Genomic DNA, 12,726 nt, shown 5'->3' with positions numbered 1-12,726 from the left:
TCGCGGGGCCTGTTTCCTGACTGAGGGGCTCCTATGACAGATACAACCGGCACCACCGCGACCCAAATCACGGGTAACATCCGCGCGGACTACATGGCGCAAGTGCGGCGCAAGCGGATGATGGATGGCATCATCATTGTTGTTTTCATCGCGTTGATGGTGGCAGGGTTCATGATCGCAGACGACCGCAATGCCGGTGGGTTCTGGGACGGTCTGCACAGGTTCTTCGATTTTCCAAAAGAAGTTTTGGGAGAGGCTGTTCAGAAGATGAGTGCGCTTCCTGCCCATCTCCTAAAGTTTTTGCCCTCCTTGATTGAAACGATCAACATCGCGGGCGCGTCAACATTGATCGGCGCCATGATGGCGATGGTTCTTTCGTTGCTGTCCACGCGTGGCATGGCCCGATGGCCAAAATTGATCCCTCTTTTCCGCCGTGTGATGGACATCATGCGGGCGGTTCCTGAAATCGTGATCGCGCTTGTGCTGATTTTTGTCATGGGTGGCGGGCCGGTTCCTGCGATGGTCGCAATTGCATTTCACACCGCCGGTGCGCTGGGCAAACTGTTTTCTGAGGTGAATGAAAACGCCTCGCTCAAGCCGGTTGAAGGCTTGCAATCCGTGGGCGCGAGCTGGTCACAACGTATGTGGCTCGGCGTCATGCCGCAGGTCGTCCCGAATTACTTCAGCTATGCGTTGCTGCGTTTTGAGATCAACATTCGCGCTTCTGCGATTTTGGGTTTCGTGGGCGCTGGCGGCATCGGCTATGAGCTGCGCAATGCGATGAGCTGGGGCAAAGGGCAGTACGACGAGGCTGCTGCGATCTTCATTCTGTTGTTTTTCACTATTGTTTTGGTTGACCAACTTTCCTCCGTGGTGCGCGAGCGCCTGACGCACGGCAAATCCGAAAAGGTATCGGCATGACCATCGCAACCAACGACGCCGATTTTTTGAAGACGCAAGTGGACCGCAACTTTTTGCGCATGAGACTTGTGAGCTTTGGGCTGCCTGCCTTGGTGCTGGCATATCTGACGTATATCTTCTTTGCGTTTGACATTCCGGGTCTCGCCAAACGGTTTGAAGTCGACAATGCCCGCGCGCTGGTTGCGGACAGTTATAGCTACAAGACGCATATCACCCGCGACAACCGCTCTGGGGAGATCAGCGCAGCTATCGAAGGGGAGCGCAAAGGCACCTACCCAGACGGCACAGGGCCGGAATGGGTCACAATGGGTGACGTTGAAACGGTGATTGACCTTGGCGATGGCCATGTCGTCACTTACGGCGCAGACAATTTTGTCAGCTATGACGTGCCGGGGTACGGTCTGATCACCGCTCAGCCGACCCGTGCCAAAGGTGTGCAAGCGGAATTGCCAACTGACGAGGTGCCCGTGTGGATCAATGCGTCCAAAAACCGGATGGCGATCACCACAGATGCCGGACGGTTGACCATCACGCGCAATCGAACTGAGGTGTTTCGCTATTTCACCGGGTGGGAGCTGTTCTTCTTTACATTGGACAGCCCGTATTCAGGATTGGGCATTGGCGAAGTCATGTCCCGCGCGCTGGGTGGCGAGCATGCTCAGATTTGGCAGGACTTTTGGACCAACAAAATGTGGCGCCATCAGGATGTTGCATGGGCTTTGTTTGAAACAATATTGATGGCCTTTCTTGGCACGATGGGGGCTGCGATGGTGGCGTTGCCATTGGCATTCCTTGCGGCCAAGAACTTCTCACCCTTGATGGTCATTCGACAAGTGACCCGCCGTTTCTTTGACTTTTTCCGTGGCGTGGATGCACTGATCTGGACCATCATTTTGGCACGGGCCTTTGGGCCGGGGCCGCTGACCGGGGCCTTGGCAATCTTGATCACAGACACCGGGTCGTTTGGGAAAATGTTCTCTGAGGCGCTCGAAAACGTCGATAAGAAACAGATTGAGGGCATTCAGTCTACAGGTGCAAAGCCGTTGCAGCGGTATCGTTTCGGGGTGATCCCGCAGATCACACCAATCCTACTGAGCCAGATCCTGTATTACTTGGAATCCAACACACGGAGCGCCACCATCATTGGGGCCATCACCGGCGGTGGTATTGGTCTCATGCTGACGCAGGCGATGATCACGCAAAAGGACTGGGAAGAAGTGACCTACTACATCGTTTTGATCATCTTGATGGTGATGATGATGGACTGGTTCTCTGGCTGGTTGCGCCGCAAGCTGATCGCTGGAGATGAGAGCGGTCACTAAGATATCCCCATCATTTGGGATTTCGGGGCAGGCACGGCACATGATGTCCTGCTTGCCCTTTTGTCCACCTTCGGTGGCATTTCTATCATGGAAAGGAGCCTAAGATGCCCAAGCTATCAGCCGACGCACCGCTGATTCATCCAGATTGCATTGTGCATGACGCTTCGTTTGGACGGTATGTTGAGATCGGACAAGGCAGCCGCATTATTGGGGCGCATTTTGACGACTATTCTTATTGTGATCGTATGGCTGAAGTCGCGAATGCCAAGATTGGTAAGTTTGCCAATATCGCCGCGTTTAGCAGGATTGGGGCTACCGACCACCCAATGGAGAATGCGTCGCTGCATCACTTCCTTTACCGCTCAGATGACTACTTTGAGGACGCAGAGAATGACGAGGCGTTCTTTGAGCATCGCCGCAGTCGCGTGGCGACCATTGGACATGATACGTGGATTGGCCACGGTGCGATGATCAAACCAGAGGTCACGCTGGGCCATGGCTCCGTGGTTGCAAGTGGCGCAGTGGTCACCAAAGATGTACCGCCCTACATGATTGTCGCAGGGATGCCGGCGACGCCGTTGCGGCCGCGATTCAGTGAAAACGTCGCGGATCGGTTGATGGCGCTGGCGTGGTGGGACTGGGAGCATCATGCATTGCGCGATGCGCTGATGGATTTCCGTGCGTTGAAGGCTGAAGCTTTCTTGGAGAAATACAACGGGTAGCCGTGTCCGGGGGTTACTCAGCTGCGATCCGCTTTGTGTCTGTGGCGCTGAAGACCCGATGTGCAACGTCACCTGTTAGGTGGCTGATACGGCCACCAACGATGGTGCCTTCAACAGCATGGGTGTCGGGATTCACGATGACAATATCGGCGCGCTTGCCAAGGTCCAACGTGCCGCGATCATCCATTTGCATAATTTGGGCCGGGTTGGTGGAAATCATGGCCCAAGCTTTTGGAAAGTCGCAGAGGCCGTCATCCACGAGGCGGAAAGCTGCTTTGCATAGAGCAGGGTAGTGGTAGTCGGATACCAGCGCATCACACAGGTTGTCTGCCACAAGTTGAGCTGCCTTGATATTGCCAGCTTGGCTGCCCCCGCGCACCACGTTGGGCGCCCCCATCACGACATGGTCATCAACCGCTTTCGCAACGGCAGCGGCGCTGCGTGCTGTTGGAAACTCGCAGACACGTGCGCCAAGAACTGAATACCGCTCGCGGGTGTCACCATCCGGGTCGTCATGGCTGCCGTAATGAACACCCAATTTTTCAAACTGTTCTACCAAAGAGCAGAGATAGCGCGGGACTTTTGGGCTTTGGTCAAATGCGGCGCGCACTAGGGCCATGTGCTCCTCGGAGGTGCGGCCAGACTTTTTCGCCCATACAGCAATTTCTTCTGGTTTCTCTCGCGCCAGGAAAAGCGCTTCTTCCAGATGATTGTTGAACACGACGTAATCTACATTGTGCCGTTTGATGGTGTCTATAAGTCGGTCGTGTGTGTCGACCGTGTGTGTCTCACACCGGATCTGGATACGCAGATCAGTCAAGCTTTGTGATCTGTATTGGTCAAGCGCAGCTAAGAGCTCTTCGGCAGCTTCCGGGCCGCGGTGGCCCCCTTCCCAACTCCAGCTTTGTGCCAGCCAAGCAGTGGTCACACCATTGGCGGCGGCGTCTCGATCGGTGCCGCGTAGGCCCATATCAACGGGAAATGGCGCAGAAGGGCGCGGTGCGATGTGGCGCTCAAAGGCGTCACCATGAAGATCAATGATGCCCGGTAGCAGCAAGTAGCCAGACAAATCGACATCGGCTTGGGGTTCTGAGGAGATCAGACCGGCAGAAATGGTTATCGGGCGATCTTGCAATTCTCCATCGCACAGGGCTTGCGCGCCGGTCAGGCGCATAGACACTTGAAATCTGGACATAGGATGCTCAATCTGATTTTTCCCCGCTTTTACGTTGCTTATGTGTCGTCTGCGTGACGGTGGCAGGTCGGGGTTTCCGTAGTCTGATTAAATGTGTCGCTACTCTGTTAGAGTGAGTGTGACCCTATCTCCCGCAAACCAGGTGGTGCCGAATTCCAGCGGTGTTTGGTCGGCATCTACATTCACGCCAACGGTTCGCAGCAATGGGTCCCCTTCTGAGATTCGCAAGTGCAGGGCTTGTGTTGGGCTCGCGCGGCGCGCTGTCATGCGGGTCCATGCGCGGGTGTAATCGGTGACTTGGTTTTCTTTGAGCGCTGCTGTGACGGAGCGAAGTCGGCTGAGTTGTTCGAGCATGTTTGGGAAGCGTTCTGCGGGAAAGACACTTTTGAAGAGGGCAATGGGGTTGCCATCGGCAAGTGACAGGCCGTCGTAGACCTGGACCTGCGCGCCCGACACGAGAGCGAGAGCTTCGCACTCCTTTGCGTCGGCAGTGCGGGTTTCAAGGTGCAATACCTCTTTTCCGGGCAGTCGCCCGGCTTGTTCTAGGTTGCGATGAAATCGAACCCTTTTGCCAATGGCGTAGTCGGTTGGAACCTGAGTGACAAACACCCCTGCGCCGCGTCGCGCGTGAACTAGTCCGGTCTCCGCTAAGGCTTTCAATGCGTGCCGAACTGTGTGGCGGTTGACGCCAAACCGGGCAGATAGCTCCGCTTCTGTGGGGAGTTTGTCGCCCGGTCCATAGCGCGCTTCAGCGATGTCTTCGGTGACTGACGTGGCAATGGATTGCCAGATTGGCGTGCGTTTTGCGGTCATAGGCTTCTTGAGTGTCATGAAAAATTCACGTGGTCATGGATTGTGTTGGCAGCGTCCAACAGATAAGATTTGTATAGTTGTATAGGATAATAGACAAATCTACAAGGTGTCTAGATGACCGCAGAAAATAACAGACGCGCATGGATGTCGTTGTTGGCTAAGGCGCCAGCGGGCCGCCTTGAGGCGCTTTGGCAAGCTTATGGCGCGACCCCGGATTTTCACTGGCTGCGCGCGCCAGAAATTGGCGCGACGATGGTGCGTGGTCGTCTTGGCGGCACCGGAGCGCCGTTCAACCTTGGCGAAATGACGCTGACACGTTGCGCGCTACAGCTTGAGAGCGGCGCAGTTGGGCATGGATATGTTCAAGGCCGGGACAAGGTGAAGGCAGAGATTGCAGCAAAAGTGGATGCTTTGATGCAAGGGGCGGATGCAGACGCGGTAGAGGCCGCGGTTTTGACGCCACTGGCTGAAGAAGTGGCGACGGCCAAAACCGAGCGCGCAGAAAAAGCTGCTGCGACAAAGGTCGACTTCTTCACCATGGCGCGAGGGGAAGACTGATGAATGCGGATGTTTTAAAGGGCGGTTTTGCGGACGCGCCAGTGCAATCGGCTCATGCCTTTCGGGCGGCGATGAACGTCATGGCGCGCCCCGGTACAGTTGAAACGCTGAGCGGTGCGGTGCCGCCCGCGCCAATGTCGGCGGCGGCCGGTGCGTTGATCTTGACGATTTGCGATCCGGACACACCACTGCATCTTGCAGGGCATTGGGATTGCCAAGAGGTGCGCGATTGGGTGGCTTTTCATGTTGGCGCGCCAATTGTGGATGCAGAAGCCGCCATGTTTGCTTTGGGCGATTGGGACGTGCTGGCGCCGCTGACACGGTTTGCAATTGGCACGCCGGAATATCCAGATCGCTCTGCCACGTTGATCGTTGAGCGGGACACTCTGGCCGGAGACACCGCCACGTTGCGCGGTCCCGGCATCAAAGACAAAGCAGCGATGGCTTTGCCGGAAGCGGAGGCGTTTCAGATGAACGCGGTTCTGTTCCCGCTGGGGCTCGATTTCTTCTTCACCAGCGGCGATCAGGTGTCGGCGCTGCCCCGGACAGCGAAAGTGGAGGCAGCCTGATGTATGTTGCAGTAAAAGGTGGCGAGCGCGCAATTGACAATGCGCATGCGTGGCTGGCCGAAGAACGACGCGGTGACCTGAGTATTGCCGAACTGTCCGTTGCGCAGATCCGTGAGCAGTTGTCGTTGGCGGTGAACCGGGTGATGGCGGAAGGGTCGCTTTATGATCCCGATTTGGCGGCGCTGGCGATCAAGCAAGCGCGCGGCGACATGATCGAGGCGATTTTCTTGATCCGCGCCTATCGTACGACTTTGCCACGGTTTGGTGCGTCCACACCGATTGAGACCGCTGACATGTCCTGTGATCGACGGGTTTCTGCAACGTTTAAGGATGCACCGGGTGGTCAGGTGCTGGGTCCGACGTTTGACTACACGCATCGCTTGTTGGATTTCGCTTTGGCCGCGGAGGGTGAGGCGCCTCAGACCGAAAAAGGCCAGGCACGCGTAGAGCCCACACCGCATATCACCGAATTCTTGAACAAAGAGGGTTTGATCCAGACCGAAGTGACGTCTGAGGAAACGCCTGGTGATTTGACGCGTGAGCCATTGGAGTTGCCCGCAAACCGCCCGTTGCGTTTGCAAGCGCTGACGCGTGGAGATGAGGGTTTTGTGCTTTCCATGGCCTATTCCACGCAGCGTGGTTATGCGCGCAACCATGCTTTTGTGGGCGAGTTGCGGATCGGTAAGGTGGCGGTTGAGATGGACATTCCAGAGTTGGGATTTGCCATTGAAATCGGCGAGATCGAGCTGACCGAATGTGAAACTGTGAACCAGTTTCAAGGCTCAAAAACGGAGCCGCCGCAGTTCACCCGCGGCTATGGCTTGGTGTTTGGCCAGTCTGAGCGCAAGTCGATTTCCATGGCGTTGGTGGACCGTGCGCTGCGTTGGAAAGAATTGGGCGAAGATGACCTAGGCGCGCCGGCGCAGAACGAGGAGTTTGTGCTCTATCACTCGGACAACATTCAGGCGACGGGCTTTCTGGAGCACATCAAATTGCCGCACTATGTGGATTTCCAATCGGAGCTTGAGCTGATCCGCAAGTTGCGCCGTGAAGCGATGGAAAACATCGCGCCTGTGCAGGAGGCCGCGGAATGACACCGTCCGTCGTGGTTTTTGACATTGGCGGGGTGCTGGTTGATTGGCAGCCACATCTGGCCTGGAGCGACGCGTTTGACACGCATGAAGATGTCATCGCGTTTATGGAGCGGGTCGATTTTTCTGCACGCAACTTGCGCGGCGATACCGGTGAAAAATTTGCCGATATGGCGCTGGAACTGGACGATCCTGAAGACCAAAAACGCCTGGCGGCATATGTGCCGAACTACGCCAAAACGGTTGAAGGCGCTGTTGCGGGCACGTGGGACGTCTTGGACGATCTTAAGGCCAAAGGTGTGCCAGTGCATGCCATCACCAACTGGTCAGCGGAGACATGGCCTGAGGGTTTGAGGAGCCATCCTCGACTTGGCGAGGTGTTTGAAACCTTGGTGGTGTCTGGCGAAGAAGGTGTGATCAAACCGGATCCGAAGATCTTCCAAATGTTGTGCGCGCGCGCCGGTGTGACGCCCGCTGACTGTGTTTTCATTGACGACAGTCCCAAAAATGTCGACGGCGCAAAGGCCGCTGGCTGGGACGCAATCCATTTCACCGGGGCTGACGCGTTGCGTGCAGCTCTGGAGCAGAGGGGCTTGTTATGAGCGACTACAATTTTGCCTATCTGGATGAGCAAACCAAACGCATGATCCGTCGTGCGATCCTGAAAGGTTTGGCCATTCCGGGCTATCAGGTGCCGTTTGCCAGCCGTGAGATGCCGATGCCCTATGGCTGGGGCACAGGTGGGGTGCAAGTGTCTGCGGCGACATTGACGCCGGACGACACACTTAAGGTGATTGATCAGGGTGCCGATGATACCACCAATGCGGTGTCGATCCGGAAGTTCTTTGAAAAAACTGCTGGCGTGGCAACAACAGAAGAAACGTCGCAGGCAAGTGTCATTCAGACACGGCACCGCATTCCAGAAGAGGATCTGACCGAAGATCAGATCCTTGTGTATCAGGTGCCGATTCCAGAGCCGCTGCGGTTCTTGGAGCCGTCTGAGGTGGAAACCCGTAAGATGCACAGTCTTGAGGAATATGGCCTCATGCATGTGAAGTTGTATGAAGACATCGCCAAGCACGGTGCGATCGCCACCAGCTATGCCTATCCGGTGAAGGTCGAGGGGCGCTACGTGATGGACCCGTCTCCCATCCCAAAATTTGACAACCCAAAGATGGAAATGGCCGCGATCCAACTGTTTGGCGCGGGTCGAGAACAGCGGATTTATGCGTTGCCGCCATATTGCCAAGTGGTGAGCCTGGACTTTGAGGACTTCCCGTTTGAAGCCAGCAAAGCGGACCACGCCTGCGATCTTTGCGGTGCGACTGACAGTTACTTGGACGAGGTCATCATGGATGACAAAGGCGGGCGGATGTTTGTCTGCTCTGACACAGACTACTGCACCTGCCGCCGCAAGGCGGGCCACGTGGGTGCACAAGGCACACCTTTTGAGGAGACAGCCGCATGACGCCGCTCTTGAAGGTTGAGAATATTAGCAAATTCTATGGCAACCGCATTGGGTGTCAGGACGTCAACTTCGACCTGTTTCCGGGTGAAGTGATGGGGATTGTTGGGGAGAGTGGTTCAGGCAAGTCGACCCTCCTCAACTGCCTCGCCGGTTTTCTAACTCCAGAGACCGGCGAGGTGCTGTTTGAAATGCGCGATGGGGACATGCGCGATACGGTCACAATGAGTGAGCCAGAGCGGCGCATGTTAAGCCGCACCGATTGGGCGTTTGTGCATCAGCATGCCCGCGATGGGTTGCGCATGAATGTGAGTGCGGGCGGCAATGTGGGTGAGCGGCTTATGGCTGTCGGCGCGCGCCACTATGGCAACATCCGTGCTGAGGCTGTGGATTGGCTGGGCCGCGTTGAGATCAACGAGACCCGCGTGGATGATCGACCAACTCAGTTCTCTGGTGGTATGCAGCAGCGTTTGCAGATTGCCCGCAATCTGGTGACCGGTCCGCGACTGGTGTTCATGGATGAGCCAACTGGTGGGCTGGATGTATCGGTTCAGGCGCGTTTGTTGGATTTGCTCCGCGGTTTGGTGCGCGAAATGGGGCTGAGCGCCATTATCGTGACACATGACTTGGCGGTGGTGCGGCTTTTGGCGGACCGTTTGATGGTGATGAAAGACGGTCATGTTGTGGAAACCGGTCTGACCGATCAAGTGTTGGACGATCCGCAACATGCTTACACGCAACTGCTTGTCAGCTCGGTCTTGCAAGTTTGATAGGGTGCCGGAGGGCTGTCTGCCTCCCGTCACAAGCGACTTCTCCGAAGAAATTTGAGGCCAAATGAAGATGGCGATGATCGAAATAAACAACCTGAGCAAGACCTTTACGCTGCACAATCAAGGCAGCGCAGTCATTCCCGTGATGGAAGGCGCCAACCTGACCGTGGCACGTGGCGAATGCGTTGCGTTGACCGGAGCATCGGGCGCAGGGAAATCCACACTGATGCGGATGATCTATGGCAACTATCTTGCGGCTGGCGGATCCATTTTGGTGGATGGCTTGGATGTCGCGCAGGCTGAGCCGCGCGAAATTCTAACGTTGCGCCGGGAAGTCTTGGGATATGTGAGCCAATTCCTGCGCGTGGTGCCCCGTGTGCCCACGTTGGAAGTTGTGGCCGAGCCACTGTTGTCCGTAGGTGTGGAGAAAGAAACGGCTCTGGCGCGTGCGCGCGTGTTGCTCACGCAGTTGCGTATTCCAGAACGGCTCTGGGGGCTGAGCCCAACGTCGTTCTCGGGTGGGGAGCAGCAACGCGTGAACATCGCACGCGGCTTTGCGCACACCTACCCGGCCATGTTGCTTGACGAGCCAACAGCGTCTTTGGATGCAGCCAATCGGGCGACCGTGCTCGGGTTGATCGAAGATGCCAAGGCACGCGGTGCAGCAATCATTGGGATTTTCCATGATGAAGCTGCACGGGATCAGGTGTGTGATCGTGAGATTGATGTGTCGGTATATACTCCGAGGGCGCAGTGATGAGTGCGAAAGTTGTGGGAGTTGTTGGTCCTTCTGGGGTTGGCAAGGACACCGTTATGGAAGCCATGGTGGCGGTGCGACCTGATGTTGTTCTGGCTCGACGGGTGATCACACGTGCGGCCGGTGCGGGGGGCGAAAAATCCATCGGGGCGACAGAGGCAGAGTTTGACGCTTTGGTGGCCGAGGATGCCTTTGCTCTTTGGTGGGCGGCGCATGGGCTGCGATACGGGGTGCCTAAATCTGCGTTAGTGACACCGGGGGCCAATGTGGTGCTGGTGAATCTTTCGCGGGGCGTCTTGGATCAGGCACGGGCAGCCTTTGAGGATTTTGCTGTGCTGTCTTTGACCGCGGGTACTGACACTCTGGCGGCGCGATTGGCGGCGCGGGGGCGTGAGACGGCGACAGAGATTGCCGCACGTCTCAAGCGAGCTGAAAACATGCGCCCGGTGGGGGAAGATGTGTTGGAAGTCGCGAACGACGGGCCGCTTTCAGACACGGTTGCAAGGGCACTTGCCGCGCTTCAGGCAGAAAACGTATGACGCTGAATGGTGTGGAACATACCGGCTTCATCTTCGCCGACCAGCGTGAGCCCGGAGACCACAAAGGGGCGTGGCAAATGCGGGACGACATGCGGTTCCAAGGCCACTCTGGTGGCGTCGGCGTGTTCGCCAAGGCGGCCGGACAGCGTGATATGAAAGCGAAACTCTTCCATCACGTATGGGTAGCCCCAGTGCATCAAAAGCGCCTCTTGCACTTCGCTCAATCCGGCTTTGCGGCGGCGCGCGAGTTCGGCCTCAGAGGGTGGTGCACGAAAAGCGTCAAGTTCGCGCACACAGGCGCTGGCGACATTGGCAAGCGGGGTCTGATCGCCGTCAATTTTCAGCGCGAGAAATCCGCCCAGACGCGCCAAAACAAGCCCCTTCATCGAGACCTGTCTCTGGGCAGCACAGAACGTGGCCAAAGCCGCGTTCAGCCCCGTGGCATCGGTTCCATCCGCCAAGAAAAACGGTGGTTTGATCGTGCCGTGCAGCCCGTATTTGCGCGGGGTTGCGGTGATGTCGGAGACCGTCAGGGGCAGTCCCATGACGTTGGGATGCGCCACTGCCGTGCCCGTGTCCAAGTCCCAGCCCAACCAAGCCGCGCCGAACGCTGTCAGAGCGCCGGGCTCTGGCGTGTAATAAATGCCGTATCTTTTGAACTGCATAGTACCCCTTTCAACCTTTTGACTGCGAATGCCAAAAATGCGTGACACCGTGATGACACAAGACCTAATCCTTGCAAATGCCACCCTTGTTTTGCCTGATGAGACTGTCACCGGCAGTGTTGTGGTGCGTGATGGGGTGATCGTCGAAATTGACCAAGGTGCCAACGTGCCGACGGGGGCAGAGGATTGTCAGGGGGACTATGTTGCACCGGGTTTGATCGAGTTGCACACCGACAATCTGGAACGTCACATGCGCCCGCGGCCAAAAGTGGATTGGCCACATCAAGCTGCGATTGTGGCGCATGATGCAGAATTGGCGAGCGTTGGTATCACGACGGTGTTTGATGCGTTGCGCGTCGGGTCGATTTTGTCCAGCGGCAAGGCAGGTTACGGCAAATATGCGCGGGATGTGACCAGCGAGCTGTTAGCGATGCGTGACAGTGGGGCGTTGCGGATAAGCCACCATATCCATTTGCGTGCGGAGACATGCTCGGAGACGTTGGTTGAAGAATTGGATGAGTTTGGGCCAGAAGATCGGGTGGGCATTGTGAGTCTGATGGACCACACGCCCGGCCAGCGACAGTTCACCGATATCTCCAAGTTTGAATCCTATATCCGTGGCAAGCACGGTATCGACAAAGAAGGGTTTGACGACTACGTCGCGTTTCTATTGGGTCTTTATGACAAGCTTGGCCAAAAACATGAGTTGGCGACTGTTGCGGCTGCGGAACGGTTTGGTGCCGTTTTGGCGAGCCATGATGACACCACTGTAGAGCAAGTTGCGACGTCAGCAGGGTATGGCATTCACCTTGCTGAGTTCCCGACCACGGTCGAGGCTGCAGAGGCCAACCATAAACATGGTATTGCCAATATCATGGGGGGACCGAACCTTGTGCGTGGGGGCAGCCATTCAGGCAACGTGGCGGCAATGGAATTGGCCGAGCTGGGCCTGTTGGATATCATTTCGTCGGACTATGTGCCGTCTTCGCTTTTGTTTGGAGCGGTGATGTTGGGCAATGCGTGGGGCGATATGGCCAAAGGGCTGCACACTGTGACAGCTGCGCCTGCAAAATACACCAACCTTGAAGACCGCGGTCGGCTCGAAATTGGCTTGCAGGCGGACATGGTCCGTTTCCGGGTCACCGAAGGTGTGCCGTCCTTGCGGGCAGCTTGGCACAAGGGTGCGCGGAGTGCGTGATTGAAATGCGATCGATCGCGGCAAGCTGGGCAGGCTGATGAAGCGAAGATCTGTCGGCAGCCTAGGCTGGCTTTGAGACCGAATTGGTCGCTGCTGTGACGGTTCTTCCAAAAAACGGGAGCGTTTGGCCCGACGTGCGAT

The 12,726-nt window shown here is 56.7% G+C and carries 15 protein-coding genes; 12 read left to right on the top strand and 3 right to left on the bottom strand.

Going from position 1 to position 12,726, the window contains the following annotated elements; genetic code table 11:
• Window positions 1-33 precede the first annotated feature (33 nt).
• The 3 genes from phnE (ABWV47_RS15365) to ABWV47_RS15355 all read left to right on the top strand — a co-directional run bounded on the left by phnE (ABWV47_RS15365) (window position 34) and on the right by ABWV47_RS15355 (window position 2,965).
• Window positions 34-921, top strand: coding sequence for a phosphonate ABC transporter, permease protein PhnE (phnE, locus tag ABWV47_RS15365; RefSeq protein ID WP_353313349.1), 888 nt, complete (start codon window positions 34-36; stop codon window positions 919-921).
• Complete coding sequence (phnE, locus tag ABWV47_RS15360; RefSeq protein ID WP_353313347.1) at window positions 918-2,243, top strand: phosphonate ABC transporter, permease protein PhnE; 1,326 nt, start codon at window positions 918-920, stop codon at window positions 2,241-2,243. The genes phnE (ABWV47_RS15365) and phnE (ABWV47_RS15360) overlap by 4 nt, the downstream gene beginning before the upstream one ends.
• A 104-nt stretch (window positions 2,244-2,347) precedes the next feature.
• Window positions 2,348-2,965 carry an LbetaH domain-containing protein gene (locus ABWV47_RS15355; RefSeq protein WP_353313345.1) on the top strand — a complete coding sequence of 206 codons (618 nt, stop codon included), beginning with the start codon at window positions 2,348-2,350 and terminating at the stop codon, window positions 2,963-2,965.
• A 13-nt stretch (window positions 2,966-2,978) separates the two neighbouring features.
• Here ABWV47_RS15355 and ABWV47_RS15350 read toward each other — a convergent pair whose 3' ends face one another.
• On the bottom strand, window positions 2,979-4,160 hold the full coding sequence (locus ABWV47_RS15350) for an alpha-D-ribose 1-methylphosphonate 5-triphosphate diphosphatase (protein WP_353313343.1): 1,182 nt from the start codon (window positions 4,158-4,160) through the stop codon (window positions 2,979-2,981).
• 99 nt (window positions 4,161-4,259) lie between these two features.
• Entirely contained in the window at window positions 4,260-4,991 is a 732-nt protein-coding gene (gene phnF / locus ABWV47_RS15345) for a phosphonate metabolism transcriptional regulator PhnF (protein WP_353313341.1), read from the bottom strand.
• Between the two features lie 96 nt (window positions 4,992-5,087).
• On the opposite strand from phnF, the gene phnG reads away from it, so the two are divergent.
• The 8 genes from phnG to phnN all read left to right on the top strand — a co-directional run bounded on the left by phnG (window position 5,088) and on the right by phnN (window position 10,722).
• Window positions 5,088-5,531: a phosphonate C-P lyase system protein PhnG gene (gene phnG, locus ABWV47_RS15340; protein WP_353313339.1), complete on the top strand. Its 444-nt coding sequence runs from the start codon at window positions 5,088-5,090 to the stop codon at window positions 5,529-5,531.
• The gene (gene phnH, locus ABWV47_RS15335) at window positions 5,531-6,100 is read left to right on the top strand and encodes a phosphonate C-P lyase system protein PhnH (RefSeq protein ID WP_353313337.1); all 570 of its coding nucleotides are present in this window, start codon (window positions 5,531-5,533) and stop codon (window positions 6,098-6,100) included. Before phnG ends, phnH begins: the two co-directional genes overlap by 1 nt.
• Window positions 6,100-7,194 carry a carbon-phosphorus lyase complex subunit gene (locus ABWV47_RS15330; protein ID WP_353313335.1) on the top strand — a complete coding sequence of 365 codons (1,095 nt, stop codon included), beginning with the start codon at window positions 6,100-6,102 and terminating at the stop codon, window positions 7,192-7,194. Before phnH ends, ABWV47_RS15330 begins: the two co-directional genes overlap by 1 nt.
• The gene (locus ABWV47_RS15325) at window positions 7,191-7,793 is read left to right on the top strand and encodes an HAD family hydrolase (RefSeq protein ID WP_353313333.1); all 603 of its coding nucleotides are present in this window, start codon (window positions 7,191-7,193) and stop codon (window positions 7,791-7,793) included. The genes ABWV47_RS15330 and ABWV47_RS15325 overlap by 4 nt, the downstream gene beginning before the upstream one ends.
• The gene (locus tag ABWV47_RS15320) at window positions 7,790-8,659 is read left to right on the top strand and encodes an alpha-D-ribose 1-methylphosphonate 5-phosphate C-P-lyase PhnJ (protein ID WP_353313331.1); all 870 of its coding nucleotides are present in this window, start codon (window positions 7,790-7,792) and stop codon (window positions 8,657-8,659) included. The genes ABWV47_RS15325 and ABWV47_RS15320 overlap by 4 nt, the downstream gene beginning before the upstream one ends.
• Window positions 8,656-9,426 carry a phosphonate C-P lyase system protein PhnK gene (gene phnK, locus ABWV47_RS15315; RefSeq protein ID WP_353313329.1) on the top strand — a complete coding sequence of 257 codons (771 nt, stop codon included), beginning with the start codon at window positions 8,656-8,658 and terminating at the stop codon, window positions 9,424-9,426. Before ABWV47_RS15320 ends, phnK begins: the two co-directional genes overlap by 4 nt.
• Before the next feature lie 76 nt (window positions 9,427-9,502).
• Window positions 9,503-10,183, top strand: coding sequence for a phosphonate C-P lyase system protein PhnL (phnL, locus tag ABWV47_RS15310; protein ID WP_353313327.1), 681 nt, complete (start codon window positions 9,503-9,505; stop codon window positions 10,181-10,183).
• Window positions 10,183-10,722, top strand: coding sequence for a phosphonate metabolism protein/1,5-bisphosphokinase (PRPP-forming) PhnN (gene phnN, locus ABWV47_RS15305; RefSeq protein WP_353313325.1), 540 nt, complete (start codon window positions 10,183-10,185; stop codon window positions 10,720-10,722). Before phnL ends, phnN begins: the two co-directional genes overlap by 1 nt.
• On the opposite strand, the gene ABWV47_RS15300 is transcribed toward phnN, so the two are convergent.
• Window positions 10,704-11,387: a DUF1045 domain-containing protein gene (locus ABWV47_RS15300; protein ID WP_353313323.1), complete on the bottom strand. Its 684-nt coding sequence runs from the start codon at window positions 11,385-11,387 to the stop codon at window positions 10,704-10,706. The genes phnN and ABWV47_RS15300 overlap by 19 nt on opposite strands.
• A gap of 52 nt (window positions 11,388-11,439) precedes the next feature.
• On the opposite strand from ABWV47_RS15300, the gene ABWV47_RS15295 reads away from it, so the two are divergent.
• Window positions 11,440-12,585: an alpha-D-ribose 1-methylphosphonate 5-triphosphate diphosphatase gene (locus ABWV47_RS15295; protein ID WP_353313321.1), complete on the top strand. Its 1,146-nt coding sequence runs from the start codon at window positions 11,440-11,442 to the stop codon at window positions 12,583-12,585.
• Window positions 12,586-12,726: the final 141 nt, after the last annotated feature.

Source organism: Shimia sp. NS0008-38b, from assembly GCF_040370365.1.
Taxonomy (GTDB): Bacteria; Pseudomonadota; Alphaproteobacteria; order Rhodobacterales; family Rhodobacteraceae; genus Shimia.
This window is presented reverse-complemented; position numbering and strand designations above follow the sequence as displayed.

Bases quoted from the DNA above. Each gene is read 5' to 3' on its own strand.
- phnE (WP_353313349.1), top strand. From the start codon at position 34: ATGACAGATACAACCGGCACCACCGCGACCCAAATCACGGGTAACATC.
- phnE (WP_353313347.1), top strand. From the start codon at position 918: ATGACCATCGCAACCAACGACGCCGATTTTTTGAAGACGCAAGTGGAC.
- ABWV47_RS15355 (WP_353313345.1), top strand. From the start codon at position 2,348: ATGCCCAAGCTATCAGCCGACGCACCGCTGATTCATCCAGATTGCATT.
- ABWV47_RS15350 (WP_353313343.1), bottom strand. From the start codon at position 4,160: ATGTCCAGATTTCAAGTGTCTATGCGCCTGACCGGCGCGCAAGCCCTG.
- phnF (WP_353313341.1), bottom strand. From the start codon at position 4,991: ATGACACTCAAGAAGCCTATGACCGCAAAACGCACGCCAATCTGGCAA.
- phnG (WP_353313339.1), top strand. From the start codon at position 5,088: ATGACCGCAGAAAATAACAGACGCGCATGGATGTCGTTGTTGGCTAAG.
- phnH (WP_353313337.1), top strand. From the start codon at position 5,531: ATGAATGCGGATGTTTTAAAGGGCGGTTTTGCGGACGCGCCAGTGCAA.
- ABWV47_RS15330 (WP_353313335.1), top strand. From the start codon at position 6,100: ATGTATGTTGCAGTAAAAGGTGGCGAGCGCGCAATTGACAATGCGCAT.
- ABWV47_RS15325 (WP_353313333.1), top strand. From the start codon at position 7,191: ATGACACCGTCCGTCGTGGTTTTTGACATTGGCGGGGTGCTGGTTGAT.
- ABWV47_RS15320 (WP_353313331.1), top strand. From the start codon at position 7,790: ATGAGCGACTACAATTTTGCCTATCTGGATGAGCAAACCAAACGCATG.
- phnK (WP_353313329.1), top strand. From the start codon at position 8,656: ATGACGCCGCTCTTGAAGGTTGAGAATATTAGCAAATTCTATGGCAAC.
- phnL (WP_353313327.1), top strand. From the start codon at position 9,503: ATGATCGAAATAAACAACCTGAGCAAGACCTTTACGCTGCACAATCAA.
- phnN (WP_353313325.1), top strand. From the start codon at position 10,183: ATGAGTGCGAAAGTTGTGGGAGTTGTTGGTCCTTCTGGGGTTGGCAAG.
- ABWV47_RS15300 (WP_353313323.1), bottom strand. From the start codon at position 11,387: ATGCAGTTCAAAAGATACGGCATTTATTACACGCCAGAGCCCGGCGCT.
- ABWV47_RS15295 (WP_353313321.1), top strand. From the start codon at position 11,440: ATGACACAAGACCTAATCCTTGCAAATGCCACCCTTGTTTTGCCTGAT.